Source organism: Streptomyces sp. SD15, from assembly GCF_054462255.1.
In genome coordinates this window covers 113732-137158 of sequence record NZ_JBTLMO010000008.1, presented here as the reverse complement: position 1 = coordinate 137158, position 23427 = coordinate 113732, and the positions used below count along the sequence as shown (strand labels likewise).

The following is a 23427-nucleotide window of genomic DNA, read 5'->3' as shown; positions in this document are numbered from 1 at the left end:
ACGGAGGGGGCCGTGGATCCGTGGATCCTGGGTTCCGTACGAAATCGAAGGAGGGGGTCAGTCCTGGGCGCGGCCGGTGGTCACGCGGGCGATCATCAGGGCGACCAGGATGATTCCGCCGTAGATGGCCTGGATCCAGAAGGACGGCACCTGGGCGAGCGTGAGCAGGTTCTGCACCACGCCGAGGAGGAGTACGCCGGTCAGGGCGCCGAACATGGTGCCCTTGCCGCCGTCGAGGCTGATACCGCCGATGACCGCCGCCGCCATCACCGTGAAGATCATGTTGTTGCCCTGGTTGGCACTGATCGCGCCGACGTAACCGGTCTGCATGATCCCGCCGACCGCGGCGAGGACGCCCGCGACGACGGACACCCCGAGCAGCATCCGGTCGACGCGGATACCGGCCGCGCGGGCCGCCTCCGCGTTGCCGCCGATCGCGTACAGGGCGCGGCCGACCCGGTGGTACTTGAGGATCAGCCCGGCGACGCCGAAGGAGACCGCGGCCAGCCACACCGACAGCGGGACGCGCAGGAAGGTGGATGTGGCCAGGGAGAAGAACGCGTCGGGCATGCCGAACAGCGTCTTGCCCTTGGTGGCACCGACCAGCAGACCGCGCAGCACGATCAGCATCGCGAGGGTGACGATGAAGGCGTTGAGCTTGAACTTCACCACGAGGACGCCGTTGAAGGCGCCGATGACCCCGCCCACGACGAGGACCGCGACGAGGGCGAGCGCGGCCGACCACTCGGTGCCCCAGCCGGACTGCGCGGCGGGCAGTACCAGCAGGGCGCCGACGGCGGGCGCGATGCCGACCACCGACTCCAGCGACAGGTCGATCTTGCCGGTGATCAGCACCAACGACTCGGCGAGGACCACCATTGCGAGCGCCGCGGAGGCGCCGAGGATGGAGATCAGGTTCCGTTCGGTGAGGAACGAGTCGTTGACGATCGCGCCGAGTACCAGAAGCACCAACAGAGCGGGTACGAGGGCGAGTTCGCGGGCCCGACGGAGCAGCACGGTCTTGGCGGCCTGCGCGTCGGGGGCTCGCACGGAGGTGGGTGACGAGGCCGACGGGGCCTTCGTGTCAGCCATGGTCCACTCCTTCGATGGAGGCGATCAGCTCGTGGTCGTGCCAGCCGACCGGGTGCTCGGCGACGACGCGGCCGTGGAAGAGGACCAGGACGCGGTCGCAGCGGCGCAGGTCGTCGAGTTCGTCGGAGACGACGAGTACGGCGGTGCCGTCCTCGCGGGCGCTGTCCATACGGGACAGCAGTGACTCCTTGGACTTCACGTCGACACCCGCGGTGGGGTTGATGAGGACGAGGAGGCGGGGGTCGGAGGCGAGTGCGCGGGCCATGACGACCTTCTGCGCGTTGCCGCCGGACAGGTCCGAGACGGGCTGCTCGGGGCCTTCGGTATGGATGTCGAGGCGTTCGATCAGCTCGGTGGCGAAGGCGCGTTTGCGGGCGGTGCCGATGAAGCCGTAGCGGCCGAGCCGGTTCAGGACGCTCATGGTGGTGTTGTCGCCGATGGTCATGCCGGCGACGAGACCCTGCTGGTGCCGGTCGCGCGGAACGCAGCCGACGCCCGCCTTGAGCGCGGCCTGCACATCACCGAACGGAAGCTCCTCGTCGCCCAGTCGGGCGGTTCCGGCGGTCGGCGTGTGCAGTCCGGCGAAGGACTCGGCCAGCTCGATCTTGCCGCTGCCGCTGGAGCCGGCGAGGCCGAGGACCTCGCCGCGGCGGACGGTCAGGTCGATGTCCTCGTACGCGTCCGAGGTGAGCCCCCGAGTGTCGAGCATCACCTGCGCGTCGGCCGCCACGGACCGACGCGAGGTCACGTGATCGGCGATCGACTCGCCCGCCATGGCCTCCACCAGCGCCGGGCGCGGGAGTTCGGCAACCGGCGCGGTGGTGATCCAGCGGGCGTCGCGCAGCACGGTAACCGTCTGACACACCTCGTACACCTCCTGGAGGTGGTGCGAGATGAACAGGAAGGTGACACCGGACTCCTGGAGCGCGCGCATCCGGGTGAAGAGCCGCTCGATCTCCCGGTTGTCGAGCTGCGCGGTCGGTTCGTCGAGGACGATGAACCGGGCGCCGAAGCTCAAGGCCCGGGCGATCTCGACCATTTGGCGGTCCTCGACCTTGAGGTCGGCGGTGCGGGCCTCGGGGTCGACATGCACGTCCCAGGTCTCGAGGACCTCGGCCGCTTCGGCCCGCAGCCTGCGCCAGCTGATGAAGCCGCCGCGCCCGACGGGCTGCCGGTTGATGAAGAGGTTCTCGGCGACCGTCAACTCCGGTACGACCGTGGGCTTCTGGTAGACGCATGCCACCTTGCGGCGCCACGCGTCGCGGTCGGCGAGCGGGGGCGCGGGCTCGCCGTCGAAGCGGACCGTGCCCTCGTCGGGGGCCTGCAGGCCGGTGAGGATGGTGACGAGGGTGGACTTGCCCGCGCCGTTGCGCCCGACGAGGGCGTGGGACTCACCCGGCAGCACGGTGAGTCGGCCGTCTTGGAGGGCGACGGTGGGACCGTACCGCTTGGCTATCCCCCGCGCCTCCACCAGTGGGGTGCTCATTTGACCGTGTTGCCCCAGAGCTCGGGGTCGTCGACGTTGTCCTTGGTCACCAGCGGCGCGGGCAGCTGGTCCTCCAGGATGCCGCTGGGCAGCTTGACGATCTCGGAGTCGTGGTCGGTCGGGCCGGTCTTGAACGTCTTCCCCTGCATCGCGGCTTTGATGTAGTACATGCCGTACTTGGCGTACGCGTCGGCCGGCTGGGAGACGGTGGCGTCGATCTCACCCTTGCGGATGGCGTCGAACTCCTGCGGGATGCCGTCGTTCGAGACGATCGTGATGTGGCCCGCCTGGCCCGTCTTCTTCAGCATGCCCTTGGACTTGAGGGTCTGCAGGGTCGGCGCGAGGTAGACGCCGCCCGCCTGCATGTAGATGCCCTTGATGTCGGGGTTGGCGTTCAGCAGGGTGTCCAGCTTGGAGGCCGCGGTGTCGGACTCCCACTTCGCGGGGATCTCCAGAACCTTCAGCTTCGGGTATTTCTGCTGCACGCAGGAGCGGAAGGCCTCGGAGCGGTCCCGGCCGTTGACGGAGGCCAGGTCGCCCATGATCTGCACCACCTTGCCGGAGGGGATCTGCTTGCCGAGGTACTCGCAGGCCTTCTCGCCGTACGCGACGTTGTTGGCGCGCACGACCATGGCGACCTTGCCCTTGTCGGGCGCCACGTCGACGGCGACCACGGGGACGCCCTTGCGTTCGGCCTGATCGAGCCCCGCGGCTATCGCGGCGCTGTCCAGGGGGGCCACGACGAGGCCTTTCACGCCCTGGTTGAGCTGGTTGTTGATGTCGGTGATCTGCTGGGACGGGTCGCTGTTGGAGTTGACGGTCTTGAGCGCGTCGACCCCTTCGGACTTCGCCATCTTCGGCACGTAGTCGTTGTAGGACTGCCAGAACGGCGAGGTCAGCAGGGGCAGGATCACCCCGACCTTGCCGGTGCCGCCGCCTCCGCCGGAGGAGGCGGAGTCCTTGGTGCTGCCGCACGCCGCGAGCACGAGGGTCGCGCAGGCGGCCGCGGCCGCCACACGCACGGCACGTGACGAGATTCGCCTGTTTCGCATGGTTCTGCCGGCCATCTGACGGCTCCTCATTGAGCGAGATCGAACAGGACGCGCGGCCGGAGGTCCCTCTTCCAGCCGGGACGAATATTTATCAGACCACTTCGGGTCCGCAACACCCTTCGGCGGCTGATTTTCACGGTTTCCGGCCATAGTGGTCCGACCACATCGGTGGTTAGACTGCGGCGCACCGGCAACAGGAGGATGTGGCGTGGACGAGACCCTGCCCAAGGGAGCCGAGCCCGGGGGGACGGATGCCGCCCCACAGAAGGGCACGGTGACGCAACGCGCCATCGAGCGGATCAAGGCGATGATCGGCGAGGGCCGGCTGGAGCCCGGGCAGCGGCTGCCGACCGAGCGCGATCTCGCCGCCCAGCTGGGCATGTCCCGCAGCTCGATGCGCGAGGCGATCCGCGCGCTCACGGTCCTCGGCGTGCTGGAGGCCCGGCACGGCTCGGGCATCTACGTCACCCAGCTGGAGGCCGGGGACCTCCTGGAGACCTTCGGTGTCGTGGCCGATCTCTCGCGCGGCCCGCGGCTGGTCGAGCTGCTGGAGGTGCGCCGGATCCTGGAGTCGACGGCGACCGCGCTGGCCGCCGCCCGGATCACGACCGACCAGCTCGCCGAGGTCGAGAAACATCTCACGGCGATGAACGCGACCGACGATCCGGAGGAGATCCTCGCCCACGACCTGGCCTTCCACCGCGAGATCGCGGCCGCCGCCGGCAACGACACCATGGCCGCCATCCTGGAGGGCCTGTCCTCGCGCACCTTTCGCGCCCGGGTCTGGCGCGGCTACCAGGAGGAGGGCGCCTTCGCGCGCACACGCCGCGAGCACGCGGCGATCCACCGCGCGCTGGTGGCCCACGACCCGGAGGCGGCCAGGGCGGCCGCCGCCGCGCACGTGGGCGAGGTGGAACAGTGGCTGCGGACCCAGCTCACGCACTAGGACCTGTCCGGCCGATCACGCCGGAGACGCGGGGTGTGGCACCGCAGCTGTCCTCCGCCGTGATCGGCCGGACAGGTCCTAGCCGGGTCCGCCGCCCGTGCGGCGGTCACGCCCGCGTCAGCCGCAGCGTCACCAGCTCGAAGGGGCGCAGTGACAGGGTGACCCGGTCGCCGTCGCGCCGCGGTGTCGCAGCTTCCGCGAGGGGCCGCTCCAGCAGGTCCGTCACCGTCACTCCCCCGATCTCGAAGCCCGCCGTCAGCGTGGCCCTCGTGCGCCCGCCTCGGGACTCGTGGAAGCGTACGACCACATCCCCGCTGCCGTCGTCGGCGAGCTTGACGGCGGTCGCCACGACCGCGTCCTGCGCGACACCCACCAGCGGCGCGACCTCCCGCGCGCCGCTCATCCGCCGCTCCGGCAGATTGATCCGCCACCCCTCACGCACCGCGTCCCCGATCCCGGCCCCCGGCACCAGCGCATGCCGGAAGTGGTGGACGCCCTGGTCGGTCTCGGGGTCCGGGAAGCGCGGGGCGCGCAGCAGCGAGACACGCACGGTGGTGGTCGTGCCGGAGTCGCTGTCGCGAACGGTACGCGTCACGTCATGGCCGTACGTCGAGTCGTTGACGATCGCTACACCCCAGCCCGGCTCGTCGATGTGCACGAACCGGTGGTTGCACGCCTCGAACTTGGCGGCCTCCCATGACGTGTTGGTGTGCGTCGGCCGGTAGAAGTGCCCGAACTGGGTCTCGGACGCGTACCGATCGGCGTGCACGTCGAGCGGGAAGGCGAGCTTCAGGAACTTCTCGGTCTCGTGCCAGTCGACCTCGGTGTCGATGCCGAGCCGCCGCTCCCCCGGCGCGAGCGACAGCACCTGGGTGACCCGCGACGCGCCGAAGGATCGCACGATCCGGACCGACACGCCGTCCGCGCCGAGGCCGACCTCGTCGACGTCGACCAGGTCGGTGACCGTGTTGCGGTAGAACGCGTCGACGTCCCAGGCGTCCCACATGTTCGGGAAGTCGGGGTGGAGCTGGAGCAGGTTCGCCACGCACCCCGGGGCGATCGTCTCGCGGTCGGCGTCGATGTCGTACGCGGAGACGACGAGTCCCCGGGCGTCGATCTCGACCCGCAGCAGGCCGTTGTCGAGGACGTAGCCGCCGTTCACACGCGGTGCGAGCGCGACCTCGCTCTCGACCGCTGCCGGGAGGGCCCCACCCGCCGGGACCGCGTCGCGCCGGTGCGGCGCGGAGTTGAAGACGAGTTCCATGGACCCCTCGCCGGCCAGCGCGCGCTGCGCCCCGTCGATGATGCCGTTCAGCTCCTCGGCGATCCGCTCGTAGGTCCTGCGGGCCTCCCGGTGCACCCAGGCGATGGACGAGCCGGGCAGGATGTCGTGGAACTGGTGGAGCAGCACCGTCTTCCAGATGCGGTCCAACTCCTCGTACGGATAGGGGAATCCGGTCCGAACGGCCGCGGTCGCCGCCCACAGTTCAGCCTCGCGCAGAAGATGCTCACTGCGGCGGTTGCCCTGTTTGGTCCTGGCCTGGCTGGTGAGGGTGGCTCGGTGCAGTTCGAGATACAACTCGCCGACCCACACAGGGGCGTTGGCGTACTCGGCCTCGGCCTTCTTGAAGAACTCCGTCGGTGTCTCCCACACCACGGTCGGGGAGCCCTCGAGGTCACGAAGCCGGGCCGCCTTGGCGACCATCTCGCGGGTGGTGCCGCCGCCTCCGTCGCCCCAGCCGGTGGGTGCGAGGGAGTGCCGGGCGGCCCCCTTGTCCTTGAAGTTCTTGGCGGCGTGGGCGAGTTCGGCGCCCCGCATGGAGCAGTTGTAGGTGTCGACGGGCGGGAAGTGGGTGAAGATTCGGGTGCCGTCGATGCCCTCCCACTGGAAGGTGTGGTGCGGGAACTTGTTGGTCCGGGACCAGGAGATCTTCTGCGTGAGCAGCCACTTGGATCCCGCCGCCTTGATGATCTGCGGGAGTCCGGCGGCGAAGCCGAAGGTGTCGGGGAGCCAGGCCTCGTCGTTCTCGATACCGAACTCGTCGAGGAAGAACCGCTTGCCGTGCACGAACTGACGGGCCATCGCCTCTGAGCCCGGCATGTTCGTGTCGGACTCGACCCACATACCGCCCGCGGGCACGAACCGCCCGTCGGCGACGGCCTTCTTCACCCGGGCCCACACCTCGGGCCGGTGTTCCTTCACCCACGCCCACTGCTGGGCCTGCGACATGGCGAAGATGAACTCGGGCTCGTCCTCGATGAGCGCGGTCATGTTGGAGGTCGTCCGGGCCACCTTGCGGACCGTCTCCCGCAGCGGCCACAGCCACGCGGAGTCGATGTGCGCGTGCCCGACGGCGCTGATTCGGTGCGCGGAGGGCGCCGCGGGTTCGGCGAGCACTCCTGCCAGCCATGAACGCGCCGCGGCTGCCGTCCCGTTGACATCCTGGAGGTCGACCGCGTCGAGCGCCCGCTCCACCGCGCGCAGGATGTCCCAGCGCCGCGCGGACTCCACCGGCAGCTCGGCCATCAGCTCGCCGAGCACCTCCAGGTCGAGCACCAGCTCCCACACGGTCTCGTCCAGGACGGCGAGGTCCATCCGCGCGAGCGTGTACTGGGGCTCATTGCCCGCGGTCTCCTTGTCGCCCAACTGGGTGGGCAGGAAGGGGTGGTAGTCCAGGATCACCGGGTTGGACGCGGCTTCGATGTGCAGCCGGACCTCCTCCCCGCCCTCGACCGGCGCGCCGATACGCACCCACTGGTTGCGCGGGTTGAGTCCCTTCACCGGAGTGCCGTCGGGCCGGTAGACCAGCCCCTCGCACTGGAAGCCGGGCATGTTCTCGTCGAAGCCGAGGTCCAGCAGAGCCTCGACCGTCCGGCCGGCCCACGTCTCGGGGACGGTCCCGGTGACCCGGAACCAGCTGGTGCCCCACGGAGCACCCCAGCGCGCGCCCACCTCGATCGGCTCCGGTGCGGCCGCGAGCCCCTCGGCGACGGGCACCGGCTCGCCGGGCGCGTGCCACACCGCCACTTCCAGGGGTACGGACTCGGGGTACACGGCGGGTCGGATGCGTTCGTCGAGGACGCGCTTGAGGCGGGCTTCGACCAGTGTGCGGTCGTCATGCATGCGGGTGCTCCGTGGGGTGAGAGTGCTGGCTACCAGGTGTGGGTCGTGGTGGCGGCGGTCGAGACGGTGAACAGCTCCCCCACCGCACGCAGTTCGAATCCTGCGGAGACCTCCCCCTGCTCAGGGGTGAGACCGCCGACTTGGAACGCGGTCTGACAGGTGCCGCCGAGGAAGCGGCGCGTGCCGTCGGGGAGCGTCCGGTACAGCTCGTAGTGGCGTACGTCACTGGGGGCACCCTGCCACGCGAAGCGCAGGCTGCCGCCGTCCGCGTCGGTGACGCGCAGGTCGGTCGGCGCGTCGGGGTTCGCGGGGTTCGCCACCGCGTCCCGGACCGCGAGCGCTCCCAGCCGCCATCGCACGGGCCCACTGCTCGCGGTCAGCCGGACGCCCAGCGCGTACACCGTCCCCGACAGTCCGCTCAGCCGCACGGTGGACGTTCCCCAGCCGTCCCCCGAGGGCGACACGGGGAAGTACGTGTACGGGGGCGCCGCTCCTGCCCCGCTCGGCTCGGCGGTGGCGACGGCCAGCTCCACGGAGGCGCTGCCCGCGTCCGTGCGGTGGGTCAGCTCGACCACCGTGTCGGCGCCGAGCGGCAGCCGGGTCGCGTAGAGGTCCAGCGTGGTCGGCGCGTCGAGGGCGCCGTCGACGAGCAGGCTGCTGCCGCCGCGCCAGGCGGCGGCGAAGTCGAAGGAGACGGAGGGGCGTCGACCGGTCGTCCGCACGACCCAGCGGCGGGACGGCAGCCGGTCCTGCAGGCCGAGGTGGTTCCATTCGGCGTCCGAGCCGGCCTCGCCGTCCTCGTACCACTTCAGTCCGTGGCCGGTGTTGAAGACGGTCGCGAAGGGGAGGGAGCCGACGGTCGAACGGTCGGCGACCCAGAGCGCCGGGGCCCGCCAACCGGCGCTCGTGTCCGGCTTGGAGGGGTCGAGGGAGGCGCCCGTCCAGAAGGTGTCGTCGGCGGCGTGGAAGTCACCGGGAGTGCGGTTCGCGGGCAGGTGGTTGCGGGTCCACTCGGGTCGGTAGAAGCCCACGGAGACGACGTGTGATCTGGTGGTCGGCACGATGGCATCCCAATTGACGGACTTGCTCGTGCCATTGGCTTCGACATCGACGCCCGCCCACAACTCGTAGGGACTGCGCCCGAGTTGCTGAGCCGTCGTCGCCGACGAGGCCAGACCGCTCGGGGACCAGCGGAAGTCGACGAACAGGGAGTCCGCGGCCTCGAAGAACGGCCTGTTCTGGTTGTTCAGCGCGCCCTGCCAGCTCACCGACCCGCTCACGGTCATCGAGTCGTACCAGGTGACGCGCTGCCCCTGGGCCCTCCCGAGCACCTTCAACTCGCGCAGGAAGCCGAGCATGTCGGTGGCGAGCGCGGTGTTGCCGCCGCTGGTCTCGGCGTTGACGAACCACCCGTCGAAGCCGTACGCGGCCGCGACCGCGACCAGTTGGGCGGCCAGCGGGTAGTGCCCGGTCGCGTCCTTCTGCACCAGGTCGCGGGTCCACTGGAGCTGTCCGCCGTAGGCGACCGGGGGCAGGAAGACGTTGCCGAGGACGGGTACGCCGTGGCGGTGGGCCGCGTCCACGATCGGGGCGTTCGGCGCGAGGATCAGGCCCTCGCCCGACGAGCCGCCCCAGAAGACGAGTTCGTCGAGGTAGGCCCAGTGGGTGAGGGCGTAGTAGTCGGCGGTGGCCGCGCCCTGCGAGGGGTTGCTCGACGTGGGCCCGAAGGAGACGAGGGACTGGATGCGGGCCTGGCCGGCGCGGGCCGTCGTGTTCGCGGGGGTCGGGGTGAAGCGCGCGGCGAGCGGCACGGACGCCGCGTTGAACGCCAGGTCGGTGTCGGCGGCGGCGTTCCAGGCCTTGAGACTGCGCCAGGTGATGCCGGTGCCCGGGGTACCCGAGGGAAGCGAGTCCGGGTACCAGTAGGAGGCGTACGGCTGGAGGTCGCGGTCGGCGGCGGTCGCGGGGCCGGGCAGCGCGGGGGTGAGCGCCGCGGCGGCTCCCGCGAGCAGGAGGGTGCGTCTGCTGAGGTTCACTGTGTGCTCCGTATCGTCGTGGGGACGGGCTACTCGGTGACCTGCTCGGGGGTGACGACTTCGGTGATGCCACGGGCCGCGAGGTGTTCCTTGTCGTCGGCGCGGCTCGCGAGAACGGTGGTGGGACGGGCTCCGTCGGCGGTCAGCCGGGCGAAGGCCTCGAAGACGGGGCCGCCGGGGGCGCACGCGGAGCGCTGCTGCGCGGTGTCCACGACCAGGGCGGTCGTACGGGGGGCAGGGGCCCTGAAACGCCGCGCCTCGGCGATCCGCGCGAGGGCGTGACCCGTCGGCTTGGTCCGCCGGTCGCTGGTCAACAGGCCGAGGCTGTATTCCAGTTCGGGAAAGTCGGCGAGGTCTCGGCTGACGTCGTGCGAGCACCACCAGGTCACGCCCCACACATCCGGGCAGTCGAGCGCGTTCGCGACGGTCGCCTCGGTGAAGGCGGCCGCGTGCTCGGCGGGGATCAGCGGGGCCGGCGCGCCGACCTCCTGGAGCCAGACCGGGCGGTGCGGATCATCCGCCCACGCCTTGGACAGCTCGATCAGATACGCGGCATGGTGCTCGGTGGCGACGCCCGTACGGCCGTGGCGCTGCGCCGTCCCGTTGAACACCCACGAGTGCACGGCGGTGACCGCGCCGAGGCGGGCCGAGTGCTCGGGCATGAACGGCTGGTCGTCCTGGTACCAGGCGGCGTCGTAGGAGGCATGGAGATGCAGCTTGCCCGGCGCACCCTCCTCGCAGGCGGCGAGCAGCCGCGTCAGCCACCGGGAGGCCTGCTCGGGCGTGATGCGGTCGGGGTCGGGATGCGGCCCCGCCGCGAACTGGTTGACCTCGTTGCCGATCGTCATCCCGATGAAGTTCGGCCGGTCGGCGAGCGCGGCGGCCAGGGTGCGCAGATACTCCGCCTCCCCGTCGACCACATCAGGATCGGTGAAGATGTTCCGCCGGTGCCAGGTCCGCGTCCACGCGGGCAGGAAGTCGAAGCTCGACAAGTGCCCCTGCAGACCGTCGACGTTGACGTCGAGCCCGCGTTCGGCGGCCGCGTCGGCGAGCGTGACGAGTTGCTCGACGGCGCGTGGGCGGATCAGGGTGCGGTTGGGCTGGAAGTAGGGCCACAGCGGGAAGACCCGGATGTGGTCGAGGCCGAGCGCGGCAATCGAGTCGAGATCGGCGCGTACGGAGTCGAGGTCGAAGTCGAGCCAGTGGTGGAACCACCCAGCGCTCGGGGTGTAGTTGACGCCGAAGCGCACGACAGCAGGCATGCGGAGTCCTTGGAACGGGGGTACGGGAGTTCAGCCCTTGACGGCGCCCTCACCGACGCCGCGGAAGAAGTACCGCTGGAGACAGGCGAAGAGGGCGATCAGCGGTGCCACGGCGATGATCGTGCCCGCTGCGACGAGCCGTTCGTCGTTCGCGAAGGTGCCGTGCAGATAGTTGAGGCCGATGGTGAGGGTGAACTTCGAGGGATCGCTGAGCACGATGAGCGGCCACAGGAAGTCGTCCCAGGCACCCATGAAGGCGAAGATCGCGACGACGGCGACGGTGCCCTTCACCGACGGGAGCGCGATCCGCAGGAACCGCTGCCAGGCGTTCGCCCCGTCCACGAAGGCCGCCTCCTCGATCTCGTACGGGAGGTTGAGGAAGGCGTTGCGCATCAGCAGGACGTTCATGGCGCCGATGCAGCCAGGCAGAACGACCCCGATGAGCGTGTTGTTCAGGCCGAGCTCACGCATGGTCGTGAACTGGGCGATGATGATGCCCTCGACGGGGACCAGCATCGCGAGGATGAAGACGAGGGTGGCGACGCGTCGGCCGCGGTAGCGCAGCCGGGCCAGGGCGTAGCCCGCGAGGGCCGAACCGACGCAGTTCGTCACGACGTTGGCGCCCGCGACCTTGAGCGAGTTGAGGGCGTAGTCCCAGACGGGGATGGTGTCGGCGACCCGCTGGTAGTTGTGCAGCGTCGGCTCGCCCGGCAGGAACTTGGGCGGCGAGCTGAAGATGTCCTCGGTCGGGCCCTTGAGTGAAGTGGACAGCTGCCACAGGAACGGGCCGACGGTCAGGGCGAATACGGCGAGCAACAGCAGGTAGCGCAGGGCGAGTTCCCAGACACGGATCGTGCGGCCGTGCTCTTCGGTGATACGGCGACGGGGTCTGCGATCCGCCACCGGACGCCGCTCGACGGGCCGCGTCTCCTTCTCCAGCACGCTCACGCGCCCTCCTTCCGGTCGGCGCGCAGGACGAGCAGCATCAGCGCGACAGTGACGACGAAGACGACCACCGAGAGGGCGGAGGCGTAGCCGACGCGGCCGGTGAGTCCGGTGCCGGTGCGCTGGACGAGCATGACGAGGGTGGTGTCCTCGCCCGCCGGGCCGCCGTCCGGGCCGGCCATCAGATAGACCTCGGAGAACACCTTGAAGGCGGCGACCGAGGAGAGTGCGCCGACCAGCACCATGGTGGAGCGGACGGCGGGCACGGTGACGTTGAGGAAGCGGCGCACCGCGCCCGCGCCGTCCACCGAGGCGGCCTCATGCAGCTCGCGCGGCACGTTGGCGAGCGCGGCCAGATAAATGATCATGTAGTAGCCGAGGCCCTTCCAGACCGTGACGGCCATGGCGCTCAGCAGGAGCAGCCACTGATCGCTGAGGAAGCCGACCTTGCCGACGCCGATCGCCTCCAACAGCGAGTTCACCAGGCCGCGTTCGTCCAGGAGCCACACCCAGATCAGACCGACCACGACGATGGAGGCGACCACCGGGGTGTAGAAGGCCGACCGGAAGAAGGTGATGCCGGGGATGTTCTTCTGGACCAGCAGGGCGAGCAGCAGCGGCAGCAGGACCAACGCGGGGACGACCCCGACCACGTACAGCGTGCTGTTGCGCAGGCCGATCCAGAACATCTCGTCGTGCAGCAGCTCCCGGAAATTGGCCAGGCCGACGAAGTGGCCGGGGATCAGGGTCCGGCGGTCGGTGAAGGCGTTGACCAGCGTCGAGACGAACGGGTACAGGATGAAGACGCCGGTGATCGCCAGCCCGGGGGCTGCGAACAGCCCGGGACTGGTGGGCAGATGACGCCGTACGCGCGTCACGGTCGAACTCACCATGTGCCGGTTCAGCCCTGCTGCTGGAGCAGTCGGTCGCAGGCCTTGACAGCGTTGTCAAGGGCTTCCTTGGGGCTCTCCTTGCCCTGGAGCGCCTTGGCGACCTCGTTGCGCAACGCGGTCTTCATCTGCTCGCTGAACAGGACCGGCGTGTAATTGACCGCGTTCTTCAGGGACTTGGCGGCGGCGATCCGCACCCGCGTCTCGTCGGTCCCGTCCTCCTTGGTGAAGTACGGGTCGTCGAGCGAGCCGGCGGTGCTGGGGAAGATCGCGACCTTCTTGGCGAACGACATCTGGTTCTGCGCGTCGGTGACGTAGTGCGCGAAGGCGACCGCGGCGGGCGTGTGCCGGGTGCGCGAGTTGACCATCACGCCCATCACGTACATGTTCACCTTGCCGGTGCTGGTGATCTGGTCCGTGATGCCGATGTTCTTGTACAGGTTCGGCGCCTGCTTCTTGAAGTTGCCGAGGTCCAGGGCGCTGCCCGGGTTCATGGCGACGGCCCCGGTGAGGAACTTCTTGCCGGACGACTCGGGGGTCGCGGTCAGCGCCTGCGAGTCCAGCGCCTTCGCGTCGTACAACTCCTTGTACCTGGAGAGGAGTTCGACACCCTTCGCGTCGTTGAAGGCGAAGGCGGTACCCTCCTCGTTCATCAGCTCGACGCCGTAGCGCCCGAAGTCCTCGACGGTGGGCACGTTGGCGAGCGTGGCGACCTTGCCGTCACTCTTCCGCGCCAGTTCCAGGGCGTCGGCGAAGAGTTCGTCGTACGTCGTCGGCGGCGCGGAGGCGTCGAGTCCGGCCTCCTCGAAGAGCGACTTGTTGTAGAAGAGCGGGCCGGTGTTGAGGTACCAGGGGAAGGCGTACGTCCCGGTCATGCCCGGTATCTGGTGGCTGGCCCAGGCGCCGTCGAGGTACTCCTTCTTGTACTGCGCGGCGGATTTGTCGAGGTCGAGCGCGAGGCCCGCCTTGGCGAGCGGGGCGACGAGGTCCGGCGACACGTTGACGACGTCGGGCAGGGTGCCGCCGGCCGCGTCCGCGCTGATCTTGTCGGCGTAGCCCTCGGCGGGCTGGTCGACCCACTTCACATGGGTGCCGGGGTACTTCTTCTCGAAATCGGCGATCACGCCCTCGAAGTACGACGTGAAGTTGGCCCTCAGGTTCCAGGTCTGGAAGGTGATGTCGCCCTCGACCTTGCCGGAGGCGTCCGTCGAGCCGCCGCCGTCGCCCCCGGAGCCGCAGGCGCTCAGCGGCAGGACGACGGCGACAGCGACAGCGGCGAGTGCTCTGCGGGGTATGGGCACGGTGACACGACTCCCTTGCGCGTCGACGAGTGGTAGTGGCAGACCTTGCCCGCCGGGTTTGAGAAAAGTCAATGGATTCGCACTGACTAAAGGAAATGCTTCACCATTAGTCCAGGTCAGAGCGTTCTTGGCGACTACTTGCACCTCATCGCTAATGCGCTTTAGGGTGCTTCTGCTCAAGCGCTTTAGTGCACAGCTCGAAAAACTAGGGAGCCAACGTGCCGCCAGCCAAGCGGTCACCCGCGCGCCGGCCGACGATGAAGGACATCGCGCAGCGCGCCGGGGTCTCCGAGAGCGCGGTCTCCTTCGCGCTCAACGACCGGCCCGGGGTCTCCGAGATCACCCGCGACCGGGTGCGCCGCGTCGCCGATCAGCTGGGCTGGCGGCCGAGTACGGCGGCCCGCGCCCTGTCCGGCGAGGGCGCGGCCACGGTCGGTCTCGTCGTGGCACGCCCCGCCGACACGCTGGGCGTGGACTCGTTCTTCCTGCAGCTGATCTCCGGTGTCCAGGAGGTGCTGGCCGAGCGTCACCTCGGTCTGCTCTTCCAGGTGGTGGAGGACGTGACCGACGAGTGCGCGGTCTACCGGCGCTGGTGGGCCGAGCACCGCGTGGACGGCGTCCTGGTCGTCGACCCGCGGACCGACGACCCGCGTCCCGACCTGCTCGAGGAGCTGGGCCTGCCCGCCGTGGTCATCGGCGGCGTGCCGGACGCACGGCACGCCGGGATGTCCACGGTCTGGGCGGACGACGCGGGCGCGATGGCGTCGGTCGTGGACGAGTTGTACGCGCTCGGCCACCGCCGCATCGCGCACATCGCCGGCCTGCCGGGGCTCGCGCACACCGAGCGCCGCATCCGCACTCTGCGTGCCGAGGCAGAGCGGCGGGGACTGACCGAGGTGCGTTCGGTGCCGACGGACTACTCGGACGCGGCGGGCGCCGCCGTCACCCGCCGCGTCCTGGAGAGCGGCACCCCGCCGACCGCGCTGGTCTACGACAACGACGTGATGGCCGTCGCCGGGGTCGCCGCGGCGAGGGAGCTGGGCTTCTCCGTGCCGGGCGACGTCTCGGTCGTGGCCTGGGAGGACTCCGCGCTGTGCCGCATGGTCAGGCCGTGGCTGTCCGCGCTCTCCCGCGACACCGTGGAGTTCGGGCGCACGGCCGCACAGGAACTGACCGCGCTGCTGGACGGCGGTCCGGCGCGGACGGTGCAGGTGCCGGTGCCGCGGCTGATCGAGCGGGAGAGTACGGGGCCCTGCGGGGCTTGAGGGTGAGGGTGAGGCTCATCGCTGTGGCGGCAGCTCTCGACGCGGCACCCCGCACCCGGGCACAGTGCTGCTCCTCGTACTCACCAGTAATCCCCTGCCCCCGAGGAGCACACGTGACCAGCTGGGCCGGCCGGACCGCCGCCGAGATCGCCGCAGCCGTACGCGAGAAGCGGGCCACACCCCGCGAGGTGGTGGCCGAACACCTCGCGCGGATCGAACTGCTCGACGCCCGCGTCGGCGCCTTCCGCACCCTCCGGGCGGGGGCGGCCCTCGCGGAGGCCGACCAGCTGGCCGACCGCACGGATCTGGCCGAACTCCCCCTCGCGGGCGTGCCCGTGGCGGTCAAGGACAACCTCTCGGTGCGTGGCGAGTCGAACCGCAACGGCTCCTCCGCGACGCCGGACACCCCCGCCGACCACGACCACGTCACCGTGGCCCGGCTGCGCGCGGCGGGTGCCGTGGTCGTGGGCCTGACGAACGTGCCCGAGCTCTGCGTCTTCGGCACCACGGACGGCGTGCACGGCATCGCCCGCAACCCTTGGGACACCTTGCGCACCGCGGGCGGCTCCTCGGGCGGCAGCGCGGCCGCGGTCGCCGCCGGAATGGTGCCCATCGCGCTCGGCAACGACGGGATGGGCTCACTGCGCATCCCGGCCGCCAACTGCGGCCTCATCGGCCTGAAGCCGGGCCCCGGCACCATTCCGGCCGGGATCGGTCACGGCGACTGGTTCGGCATGTCGGAGAACGGGCCGCTGGCGACCACGGTCGAGGACGCGCGCCTGATGTTCGCGGTGCTGGCGGACACCGAGGCGATACGTCCGTCGGGGAATCTTGTCCGCAAGGTGGCCGTGTCCGTGCGCAGCCCGCTGGTCGGTGTGAAGGTGAGCCGCCCGTACGCGACCGCGGCCCGGGAGGCGGCCGAGCTGCTGGCCGGGGCGGGCCACCGGGTGCGGCCCGCCGACCCGCCGTACCCCCTGTGGCTGGGCACGACCTCGCTCGCGCACTGGACGGCGGGCACCGCGGTGGACGCCGAGGACCTCGACCTGCGCCGGCTCACCCGGCGTACCCGCGTGCACGCCACCGTGGGCAGCCGCTTCGTGGCCGGCGTCCGCAAGGGGGATCGCCGCGAGCAGTTGCGGAGGCGTCTGGAGCCGTTCTTCGCGGAGCACGACGTGCTGCTGACCCCGGCGCTCGCCCGGCGTGGTCCGGCCGCCGCGGCCTGGCACGAGCGGGGCTGGCTGCGCAATGTGCTGGCCAACACGAACTACTCGCCGCTGACTCCGCCCTGGAACCTCACCGGGTGGCCCGCGATGTCGGTGCCGTTCGGAACGCTGCCGAGCGGCGCCCCCTGCGCCGTACAGCTCGTCGGACGGCCCGGCTGCGAACTCGAACTTCTCGAACTGGCGGTACAGTTGGAGGAGTCGCGTCCGTGGCGGCGTACGGCACCGCTGGATTGAACTACAGGGCGCGATACATGATGTGCAGCCCCACCCGCCCGTGCCGGGCGTGCTCGTACGCGTCCGGCACGGTGCCCAGGATCGTGAAGCCGAGCGAAGTCCACAGCGTGACGGCGGGGTTGGTCTCGACGACGGCGTTGAAGACCATGCCCCGGTAGGCGTCGGCCTTCGCCGCGGCGAGGACGTGCTCGGCGAGGGCGCGGCCCGCGCCGCGCCCGGTGTGGTCCGGGTCGACCATGAATCCGGCGTTGGCGATCCGGGCGGCGGGGCCGCCGTAGTTGGGGGTGACGTAGGCGGAGCCGACGACCGCCCCGGTGGCGTCCTGGGCGACGTACACGCGCTTGCCCGGCGCCATCCACAGGGCGCGGGCCGCTTCCTCGGAGGTGTCCGGGTCCCAGGTGTAGGTCTCGCCCGCGGCGACGATTCGGTGCCAGAAAGGCCAGATCCGCGGCCAGTCGTCGGCCGCGGCTTCTCTGATCAGCATGGGCGTGAGTCTGACACGCCCATGCTGTCATCGTTCGCGATGGGTCCAGCCTCGGCCGGTCAGTCGACGCTGGGCAGGATGTGGGGCTCGGCGAGGTCGTCCTCGTAGCCCGCGAGGCGGATCGGGGCGGACCTGGCCCACACGTCGAGGCTGCCGAGCTCCTTCTCGGGGCTGCCCGCGCGCTCCGTACCTTCCGTGGACCGTTGTTCGCGATTCGTCTTCTCCGGTGTCACCGCGCACTCCTTTTGTGTCGGGTCACCCTCGGGACTTGCAGGGCCAGTCTGTTGCCGGTCGCCTGATATCCGCTCGGGGCTGAGTCGAAGGGCAGTTAGGGACGCGGTGGCGCCGGTAACTCTTGTGAGACCAGACCGTGGTGACCGGCTTGTCCCTCGACGGACCGTGGGTGTGGGTGGAACCCCTGCAGGCTTGCCCGTCCGGTACAGAGTAACCAAATGAGCGGTCACCCGCTCGATGGGGCTGAAAACATAAGGTAACCGTCTCGAGTCGATCAGCGTCCATCAGGCCCTGATCTGCGCCTATTTACTGATGTTTACCCAGCTTCATACCACCTGTTCGGCGTAGCATCCGACCGCCGAGATCACCTCGACCGATCTCCTGGTCGAACTCGGTGTGATGCCGACGCTGTTGATGGGCAGGGGCGGGGACCCGGCCCTCACGACCACCGCTGAACACGATGCGCAGTTCAAGTCCCGTTGGCCGGTTCGCAAGCCGGCCATGGTCTGCTGGCGCCCGGCAACGGCTTTTCTCGCGGGAGGACTGACGCATGGAGCTGTGCGGCGTCGAGGAGCTGATGGACCTGCTGCACGCCTGCCGGGGTGCCTGGGACACCCCCGGCCGCGGTGGCGACCCGGTCGATCCGCACGACCACGCCCTGCAGACCGCCGCGCTACTGCGCCGGAGTCGTCCCGCGGACAAGGAACTCCAGGTGGCGGGCCTGGTCCACGGCATCGGGCAGCTACTGCGGCCCGCAGACCGCGCCGGGCACGCCGACCTGGCGGCGGACACGGTGCGACCGCTGCTCGGCGAGCGGGTCTGCCATCTCGTCCGCCTGCACGCCGGCGGACGGGTGGACGCTCCCTACGCCGACGACGTGCTCAGCCTGCGCCAGGCGTGCGACGCGGGCAAGGTCGTCGGCCTCGATGCCGGAGTCATGGAGGACTGGCGCACGGTACTGGAACTGGTGGCGGCGCAGCACTCACGACTGGGGGCTGTCGACTGAGGGCCGTCGTCCGGCTCCGGAGGACAAAGGCCCCCGCCACGCGTTGAATGGTGCGCATGGGTGTGCGGCGACAGGCGGGACACCGCAGAAGGACGGCGCCGATCGCAGTCGCCGCGACCTCCCTGTTGCGCGCCGCGGGCACCCCGCCTCCGGCGGCGCTGCACCTCACGCAGGCGAAAGTGGACGACGCCGGCAAGCCCGCGACCGACTGGCTCGCACTGGTCGACCAGGTGCACCGGCAGCAGGAACGGCAGAGCCGCTCCCCCACCGACTGCACCGAGCGACCGCGGAAGGCGGCCGCCGCCCGCGTCCGGCGTGACGTTCAAGGTCGGATCGGACGGCTCGAAGGCGTCGAGGGTGACCGCCCAGGCCTGGGATCAGGACGGCCTGGGCACGTTCACCCGCTTCTGAGTGAACCGTCTACCACTTCCCGGACGCGTAGTCCTTCAGGAAGACGCCGTACAGGTCCTCGCCCTGCTCACCGCGCACGATCGGGTCGTACACGCGGGCCGCGCCGTCGATGAGGTCGAGCGGGGCGTGGAAGCCGGCGTCGGCGAGCCGCATCTTGTCGGGGTGCGGGCGCTCGTCGGTGATCCAGCCGGTGTCGACGGCGGTCATCAGGATGCCGTCCTTCTCGAACATCTCCTGGGCGCTGGTGCGCGTGAGCATGTTCAGGGCGGCCTTGGCCATGTTGGTGTGCGGGTGACCGGCGCCCTTGTAGCCGCGGTTGAAGACGCCCTCCATCGCGGAGACGTTCACGATGTAGGTGCGCTTGGCCTGCGCCGCCGCCATCGCCGCGCGCAGGCGGCTGATCAGGATGAAGGGGGCCGTCGAGTTGCAGAGCTGCACCTCGAGCAATTCGACCGGCGTGACCTCCTCGACGGACTGGATCCAGCTGTTGGTGTCGTGCAGGTCGGGGACGAGACCGCCCGCGTCGATCGCCGTACCGGCCGCGATCCGCTCCAGGGAGGCCGATCCGGACACCAGGGCCAGGTCCGTGACGTCCTGTGCGGTCAGCGCGCCGCCCCCGGCGACCGGGAGTGCGGCCACCGCGCCGGAGCCGAAGGTGCCGATCACCTCGGCGGGCGGCAGCTCCCCGGCGGGCAGCGGGCCGGACTCGGCGCCGAGCAGCTCGCTGTACGCCTCGGGAGAGCGTCGTACTGTCTGCGCGGCGTTGTTGATCAGGATGTCGAGCGGGCCCGCGGCGGCCACCGAGTCGGCGAGCGCGACGACCTGGGCGGGGTCGCGCAGGTCGATACCGACGATCTTCAGGCGGCCGATCCACTCGTCGCTGTCGGGCATGGCCTTGAAACGGCGGATCGCGTCGTTCGGGAAGCGCGTGGTGATCGTGGTGTGGGCCCCGTCGCGCAGCAGCCTGAGCGCGATGTACATGCCGATCTTGGCGCGGCCGCCGGTGAGCAGCGCGCGCTTGCCGGTGAGGTCGGCGCGGGCGTCGCGGCGGGCGCGGTTCTCGGCGGCGCAGTTCTGGCAGAGCTGGTGGTAGAAGTAGTCGACCTCGACGTACCGCGTCTTGCACGTGTAGCAGGAGCGCGGGCGCTGGAGTATACCGGCGATCTCGCCGGCGTCGGTCACGGACGAGGGCAGGATGCCCTCGGTCTCGTCGTCGATGCGCTGGGCGGAGCCGGTGGCGGTGGCCTCGGTGACCGCCTTGTCGTGGGCGGTCTTGGCGGCCCGGCGCTCCTGGCGGCGGCGCTGCTTGACCGTGCGATAGATGCCCGCGGTGGCGCGGCGCACGGCGATGGCGTCGGGGTGGTCGACGTCGATCTTCTCGAGTTCGTCGAGCACGCTGAGGCAGACGGCCAGCCGCTCCGGGTCGATGCCTGGCCCGTAGGACACCTCGTCCATGGCCGCCGGGCCGTCGTCTGTCACCGTCATCGCCGTTGCCGTTCCTCGGGGTTTCGCGCCGCGCTCGAACCGCGTTCGCTTTCGAAGGCGGAATTTTACGGAGCAAGTGGGCAAGGCGCCAAACCCGCGATGATCAGCAGCGCTTTCAGGGGCCGCAGGCGGCGGTCAGGGTCTCCACCTCCTCGGACACCGCGCGGGCCAGCCGGCCGAGATCGGGCACGGCCTGTGCGTCGGCGACGAGCCCGTAGTGGACGCGTCCGCGATACGTCGACACGGCGACCGCCAGCGCCTGGCCGCGGGCCAGCGGGGCGAGCGGATAGACCTCGGTGAGCGGACAGCCGCCGAGCTTCAGGCCCAGACTGGGCAGCGGCACACTGGTGACCAGGATGTCGAAGAGGAGCCGGGCCGCCTGGCCGACGACGGGCCCGCCGAGGCGATGGCCGAGCGGCGGCACATGGTCGGCGAGCAGAGCGACGGCGCCCGCTCCCCGGTTGGGCCCCGCGTCCTTGTTGCGGTCCATCGCCGTCCGTACGGCGCGCAGCCGGCCGAGCGGGTCCGGGTCGTCGACGGGGAGCAGTATCAGGTAGCCGGAGAGCCGGTTGCCCTGGGGGTGCGCGGTGCGCGGGCGGCGCCTGGAGACCGGGATCAGGGCGCGGGGCGCGACTCCCTCGCTGCCGTCGCCGCGCTCGTCGAGCCAGCTGCGCAGGGCGCCCGCGACGATGGCGATCAGGACGTCGTTGACGGTGCCGCCGACGCTCTTGCGGACGCGGTGCACATCGTCCAGGTCGAGGGCCACACCCGCGACACGGCGGGTGCCGGTGGGCTGCGAGGTCAGGGCGGGCGAGGACCGGACGCCCAGGGTGGCACGGGCGACGGAGGTGCCGATGTCGAGGGCACGGCCCACATCGGAGAGGGTGCCGCGGACGAGGTCCGGCAGCTTGCGGACGTCCGGGAAGAGCCCTCGTGGCGGCTCCGCGGGGCGCGGGCGGGGCTCCGGCATGTCCATCGGGTCCATGATGGCGGCGGCGAGCATCAGCGCCCGCAGCCCGTCGGCGAGCGCGTGGTGGAACTTGAAGAGCACGGCGAACGACGTGCCGTCCTCACCGGGCAGCACATGCGCCTCCCACGGGGGCCGACCGCGCTGCAGCCGGCGTTCCATGAGGCGTCCCGCGACCCCGTGGAAGTCCGCGGTCGGCGCGTGCAGCCGGACATGGTCGAGCGGCTCGAAGTCGGGCGTGGGCTCCCGGGTCGCGCTCCCGAAGGCCAGCGGGGAGGCGAGGGGCTGCCAGACGTCGCGGATCCGCATGCGCAGTCCGGGCACCCCGGCCGCGCGGGCCGCGAGCAGGTCGGCGGCGTGCGCGCCCGCGGTGGGCGAGTGCGCCTCGAAGACACCGATGGCGCCGAGGTGCATCGGGTGCTGAGCGGACTCGATGTTCCAGAACGCCAGGTCGAGTGGTGCGAGGAGGTCGTTAATCAAAGGCTTGCTCTCGCGTCGACGACGGGTGAGCAAGCAGTCAAACCCGGAGAGGTGATTACGGTCAAGTACGATCAAGCTACGCACAGTTAACAGCAGATTAAGTCACACCCCGCCGGAAGGGGTGGGACACAAGGGGCACCTGAGGCCTGTTCAGGACAGGGGGCGCGACCGCGGCGGTCGCGCCCCATCCGGACGGCTCAGCGCCGAGAGTGAACGCGAGCGGGCGGGGGCGGGCATTCGGGGTACGTGTTCACGACACGAGTTGACCCTTGCCCAGCGCGATCACTCCCCCTTTCGAGACCGTGTAGAGGTCGGCGTCGCGCCCGGGGTTGACGCCGATCGTCGCGCCCGGCGGCACCTCGACGTTCTTGTCGAGGACCGCGCCGCGCACGACAGCCCCCCGCCCTATGTGGACGTTGTCGTGCAGCACCGAGCCCTGCACGACGGCTCCCGGATCGACCACCACGCCGGGCGACAGCACCGACCTCGTGACCTGCCCCCGGATCAGGCAGCCCGCACTGATGATCGACTCACCGGCGATGCCCCCGGCGTTGAATCTCGCCGGCGAGAGCTGCCCGGAGTGGGTGTAGATGGGCCAGCTGCGGTTGTACAGGTTGAAGGCGGGGCGCTCGGCGATGAGGTCCATATGGGCGTCGTAGTACGCGTCGAGGGTTCCGACGTCGCGCCAGTACCCCTGGTCGCGGGTGGTCTCGCCGGGTACGTGGTTGTCGCTGAAGTCGTACAGCTGCGCCTCGCCCCGGTCGGTCAGCATGGGCAGGATCGAACCGCCCATGTCGTGCACCGACGCCTCGTCCTCGGCGTCCCGCTGGAGCGCCTCGACCAGGGCCTTGGTGGTGAAGATGTAGTTACCCATCGAGGCGAAGACGCACTCGGGGTCGTCCGGGAGGCCCGCCGGATCGGCGGGCTTCTCCAGGAAGCCCCGCACGCTCTGACCGTCGGTGCCGGGGCTGATGACCCCGAACGACGAGGACTCGGAGCGCGGCACCCGTATGCCGGCCACCGTCACGCCCGCGCCGCCCTCGATGTGCTGGGCCAGCATCTGCCGCGGGTCCATGCGGTAGACGTGGTCGGCGCCGAACACCGCGATGTAGTCGGGCCGCTCGTCGTGCACGAGGTTGAGGGATTGCAGGATCGCGTCCGCGCTACCCAGGTACCAGCGCGGTCCGAGCCGCTGCTGGGCCGGGACCGGAGTGACGTAGTTGCCCAGCAGACTCGACATCCGCCAGGTCGTCGTCACATGCCGGTCCAGGGAGTGCGACTTGTACTGCGTCAGGACGCAGATGCGCAGGATGTCGGCATTGACGAGGTTGGAGAGCACGAAGTCGACGAGGCGGTACGTGCCGCCGAAGGTGACCGCGGGTTTCGCGCGGTCCGCGGTGAGGGGCATGAGCCGTTTGCCCTCTCCACCCGCAAGTACGATTCCCAGCACCGAAGGTCCACCGCGCATACCGCCGCCCCTCTACGCCCGGTCGAGCCGCCCCCG

18 protein-coding genes are annotated in these 23427 nt (G+C 70.3%); 4 read left to right on the top strand and 14 right to left on the bottom strand.

What is annotated here, in order from left to right; genetic code table 11:
* Positions 1-57: 57 nt before the first annotated feature.
* From ACX28W_RS10815 to ACX28W_RS10805, 3 genes are read right to left on the bottom strand one after another with little or no spacing between them, the layout of a single operon-like run.
* Positions 58-1092 carry an ABC transporter permease gene (locus ACX28W_RS10815; protein ID WP_458998665.1) on the bottom strand — a complete coding sequence of 345 codons (1035 nt, stop codon included), beginning with the start codon at positions 1090-1092 and terminating at the stop codon, positions 58-60.
* Complete coding sequence (locus ACX28W_RS10810; protein WP_458998664.1) at positions 1085-2578, bottom strand: sugar ABC transporter ATP-binding protein; 1494 nt, start codon at positions 2576-2578, stop codon at positions 1085-1087. The genes ACX28W_RS10815 and ACX28W_RS10810 overlap by 8 nt, the downstream gene beginning before the upstream one ends.
* Complete coding sequence (locus tag ACX28W_RS10805) at positions 2575-3645, bottom strand: sugar ABC transporter substrate-binding protein (protein ID WP_458998663.1); 1071 nt, start codon at positions 3643-3645, stop codon at positions 2575-2577. Before ACX28W_RS10805 ends, ACX28W_RS10810 begins: the two co-directional genes overlap by 4 nt.
* Before the next feature lie 193 nt (positions 3646-3838).
* On the opposite strand from ACX28W_RS10805, the gene ACX28W_RS10800 reads away from it, so the two are divergent.
* Entirely contained in the window at positions 3839-4576 is a 738-nt protein-coding gene (locus ACX28W_RS10800; protein ID WP_458998662.1) for a FadR/GntR family transcriptional regulator, read from the top strand.
* Between the two features lie 106 nt (positions 4577-4682).
* On the opposite strand, the gene ACX28W_RS10795 is transcribed toward ACX28W_RS10800, so the two are convergent.
* From ACX28W_RS10795 to ACX28W_RS10770, 6 genes are read right to left on the bottom strand one after another with little or no spacing between them, the layout of a single operon-like run.
* Positions 4683-7700 carry an alpha-mannosidase gene (locus ACX28W_RS10795; protein WP_458998661.1) on the bottom strand — a complete coding sequence of 1006 codons (3018 nt, stop codon included), beginning with the start codon at positions 7698-7700 and terminating at the stop codon, positions 4683-4685.
* A gap of 29 nt (positions 7701-7729) precedes the next feature.
* Positions 7730-9736, bottom strand: coding sequence for an endo-beta-N-acetylglucosaminidase (locus ACX28W_RS10790; RefSeq protein WP_458998660.1), 2007 nt, complete (start codon positions 9734-9736; stop codon positions 7730-7732).
* Between the two features lie 29 nt (positions 9737-9765).
* A complete protein-coding gene (locus ACX28W_RS10785) occupies positions 9766-10998 on the bottom strand; it encodes a glycoside hydrolase 5 family protein (protein WP_458998659.1) in 1233 nt (410 codons plus the stop codon).
* A gap of 30 nt (positions 10999-11028) precedes the next feature.
* Positions 11029-11946 (bottom strand): carbohydrate ABC transporter permease, encoded by a 918-nt coding sequence (locus tag ACX28W_RS10780; protein ID WP_458998658.1) that lies wholly within the window; start codon positions 11944-11946, stop codon positions 11029-11031.
* The gene (locus ACX28W_RS10775; RefSeq protein ID WP_458998657.1) at positions 11943-12836 is read right to left on the bottom strand and encodes a carbohydrate ABC transporter permease; all 894 of its coding nucleotides are present in this window, start codon (positions 12834-12836) and stop codon (positions 11943-11945) included. Before ACX28W_RS10775 ends, ACX28W_RS10780 begins: the two co-directional genes overlap by 4 nt.
* A gap of 8 nt (positions 12837-12844) precedes the next feature.
* Positions 12845-14134: an ABC transporter substrate-binding protein gene (locus ACX28W_RS10770; RefSeq protein ID WP_458998656.1), complete on the bottom strand. Its 1290-nt coding sequence runs from the start codon at positions 14132-14134 to the stop codon at positions 12845-12847.
* A gap of 257 nt (positions 14135-14391) precedes the next feature.
* Between ACX28W_RS10770 and ACX28W_RS10765 the strand changes: the two genes are divergently transcribed.
* Both ACX28W_RS10765 and ACX28W_RS10760 read left to right on the top strand, forming a co-directional pair.
* Positions 14392-15399 carry a LacI family DNA-binding transcriptional regulator gene (locus tag ACX28W_RS10765; RefSeq protein WP_458998740.1) on the top strand — a complete coding sequence of 336 codons (1008 nt, stop codon included), beginning with the start codon at positions 14392-14394 and terminating at the stop codon, positions 15397-15399.
* 113 nt (positions 15400-15512) lie between these two features.
* The gene (locus tag ACX28W_RS10760; protein WP_458998655.1) at positions 15513-16856 is read left to right on the top strand and encodes an amidase; all 1344 of its coding nucleotides are present in this window, start codon (positions 15513-15515) and stop codon (positions 16854-16856) included.
* 1 nt (position 16857) lies between these two features.
* Here ACX28W_RS10760 and ACX28W_RS10755 read toward each other — a convergent pair whose 3' ends face one another.
* Both ACX28W_RS10755 and ACX28W_RS10750 read right to left on the bottom strand, forming a co-directional pair.
* Positions 16858-17340: a GNAT family N-acetyltransferase gene (locus tag ACX28W_RS10755; protein ID WP_458998654.1), complete on the bottom strand. Its 483-nt coding sequence runs from the start codon at positions 17338-17340 to the stop codon at positions 16858-16860.
* A 59-nt stretch (positions 17341-17399) separates the two neighbouring features.
* Positions 17400-17573: a hypothetical protein gene (locus ACX28W_RS10750; RefSeq protein WP_458998653.1), complete on the bottom strand. Its 174-nt coding sequence runs from the start codon at positions 17571-17573 to the stop codon at positions 17400-17402.
* Between the two features lie 551 nt (positions 17574-18124).
* On the opposite strand from ACX28W_RS10750, the gene ACX28W_RS10745 reads away from it, so the two are divergent.
* Entirely contained in the window at positions 18125-18580 is a 456-nt protein-coding gene (locus ACX28W_RS10745; protein ID WP_458998652.1) for a hypothetical protein, read from the top strand.
* A gap of 420 nt (positions 18581-19000) precedes the next feature.
* Here ACX28W_RS10745 and ACX28W_RS10740 read toward each other — a convergent pair whose 3' ends face one another.
* The 3 genes from ACX28W_RS10740 to glgC all read right to left on the bottom strand — a co-directional run bounded on the left by ACX28W_RS10740 (position 19001) and on the right by glgC (position 23391).
* Positions 19001-20476: an SDR family NAD(P)-dependent oxidoreductase gene (locus ACX28W_RS10740; RefSeq protein WP_458998651.1), complete on the bottom strand. Its 1476-nt coding sequence runs from the start codon at positions 20474-20476 to the stop codon at positions 19001-19003.
* Between the two features lie 115 nt (positions 20477-20591).
* On the bottom strand, positions 20592-21923 hold the full coding sequence (locus tag ACX28W_RS10735) for a wax ester/triacylglycerol synthase family O-acyltransferase (RefSeq protein WP_458998650.1): 1332 nt from the start codon (positions 21921-21923) through the stop codon (positions 20592-20594).
* Between the two features lie 250 nt (positions 21924-22173).
* On the bottom strand, positions 22174-23391 hold the full coding sequence (gene glgC / locus ACX28W_RS10730; protein WP_458998649.1) for a glucose-1-phosphate adenylyltransferase: 1218 nt from the start codon (positions 23389-23391) through the stop codon (positions 22174-22176).
* Positions 23392-23427 lie beyond the last annotated feature (36 nt).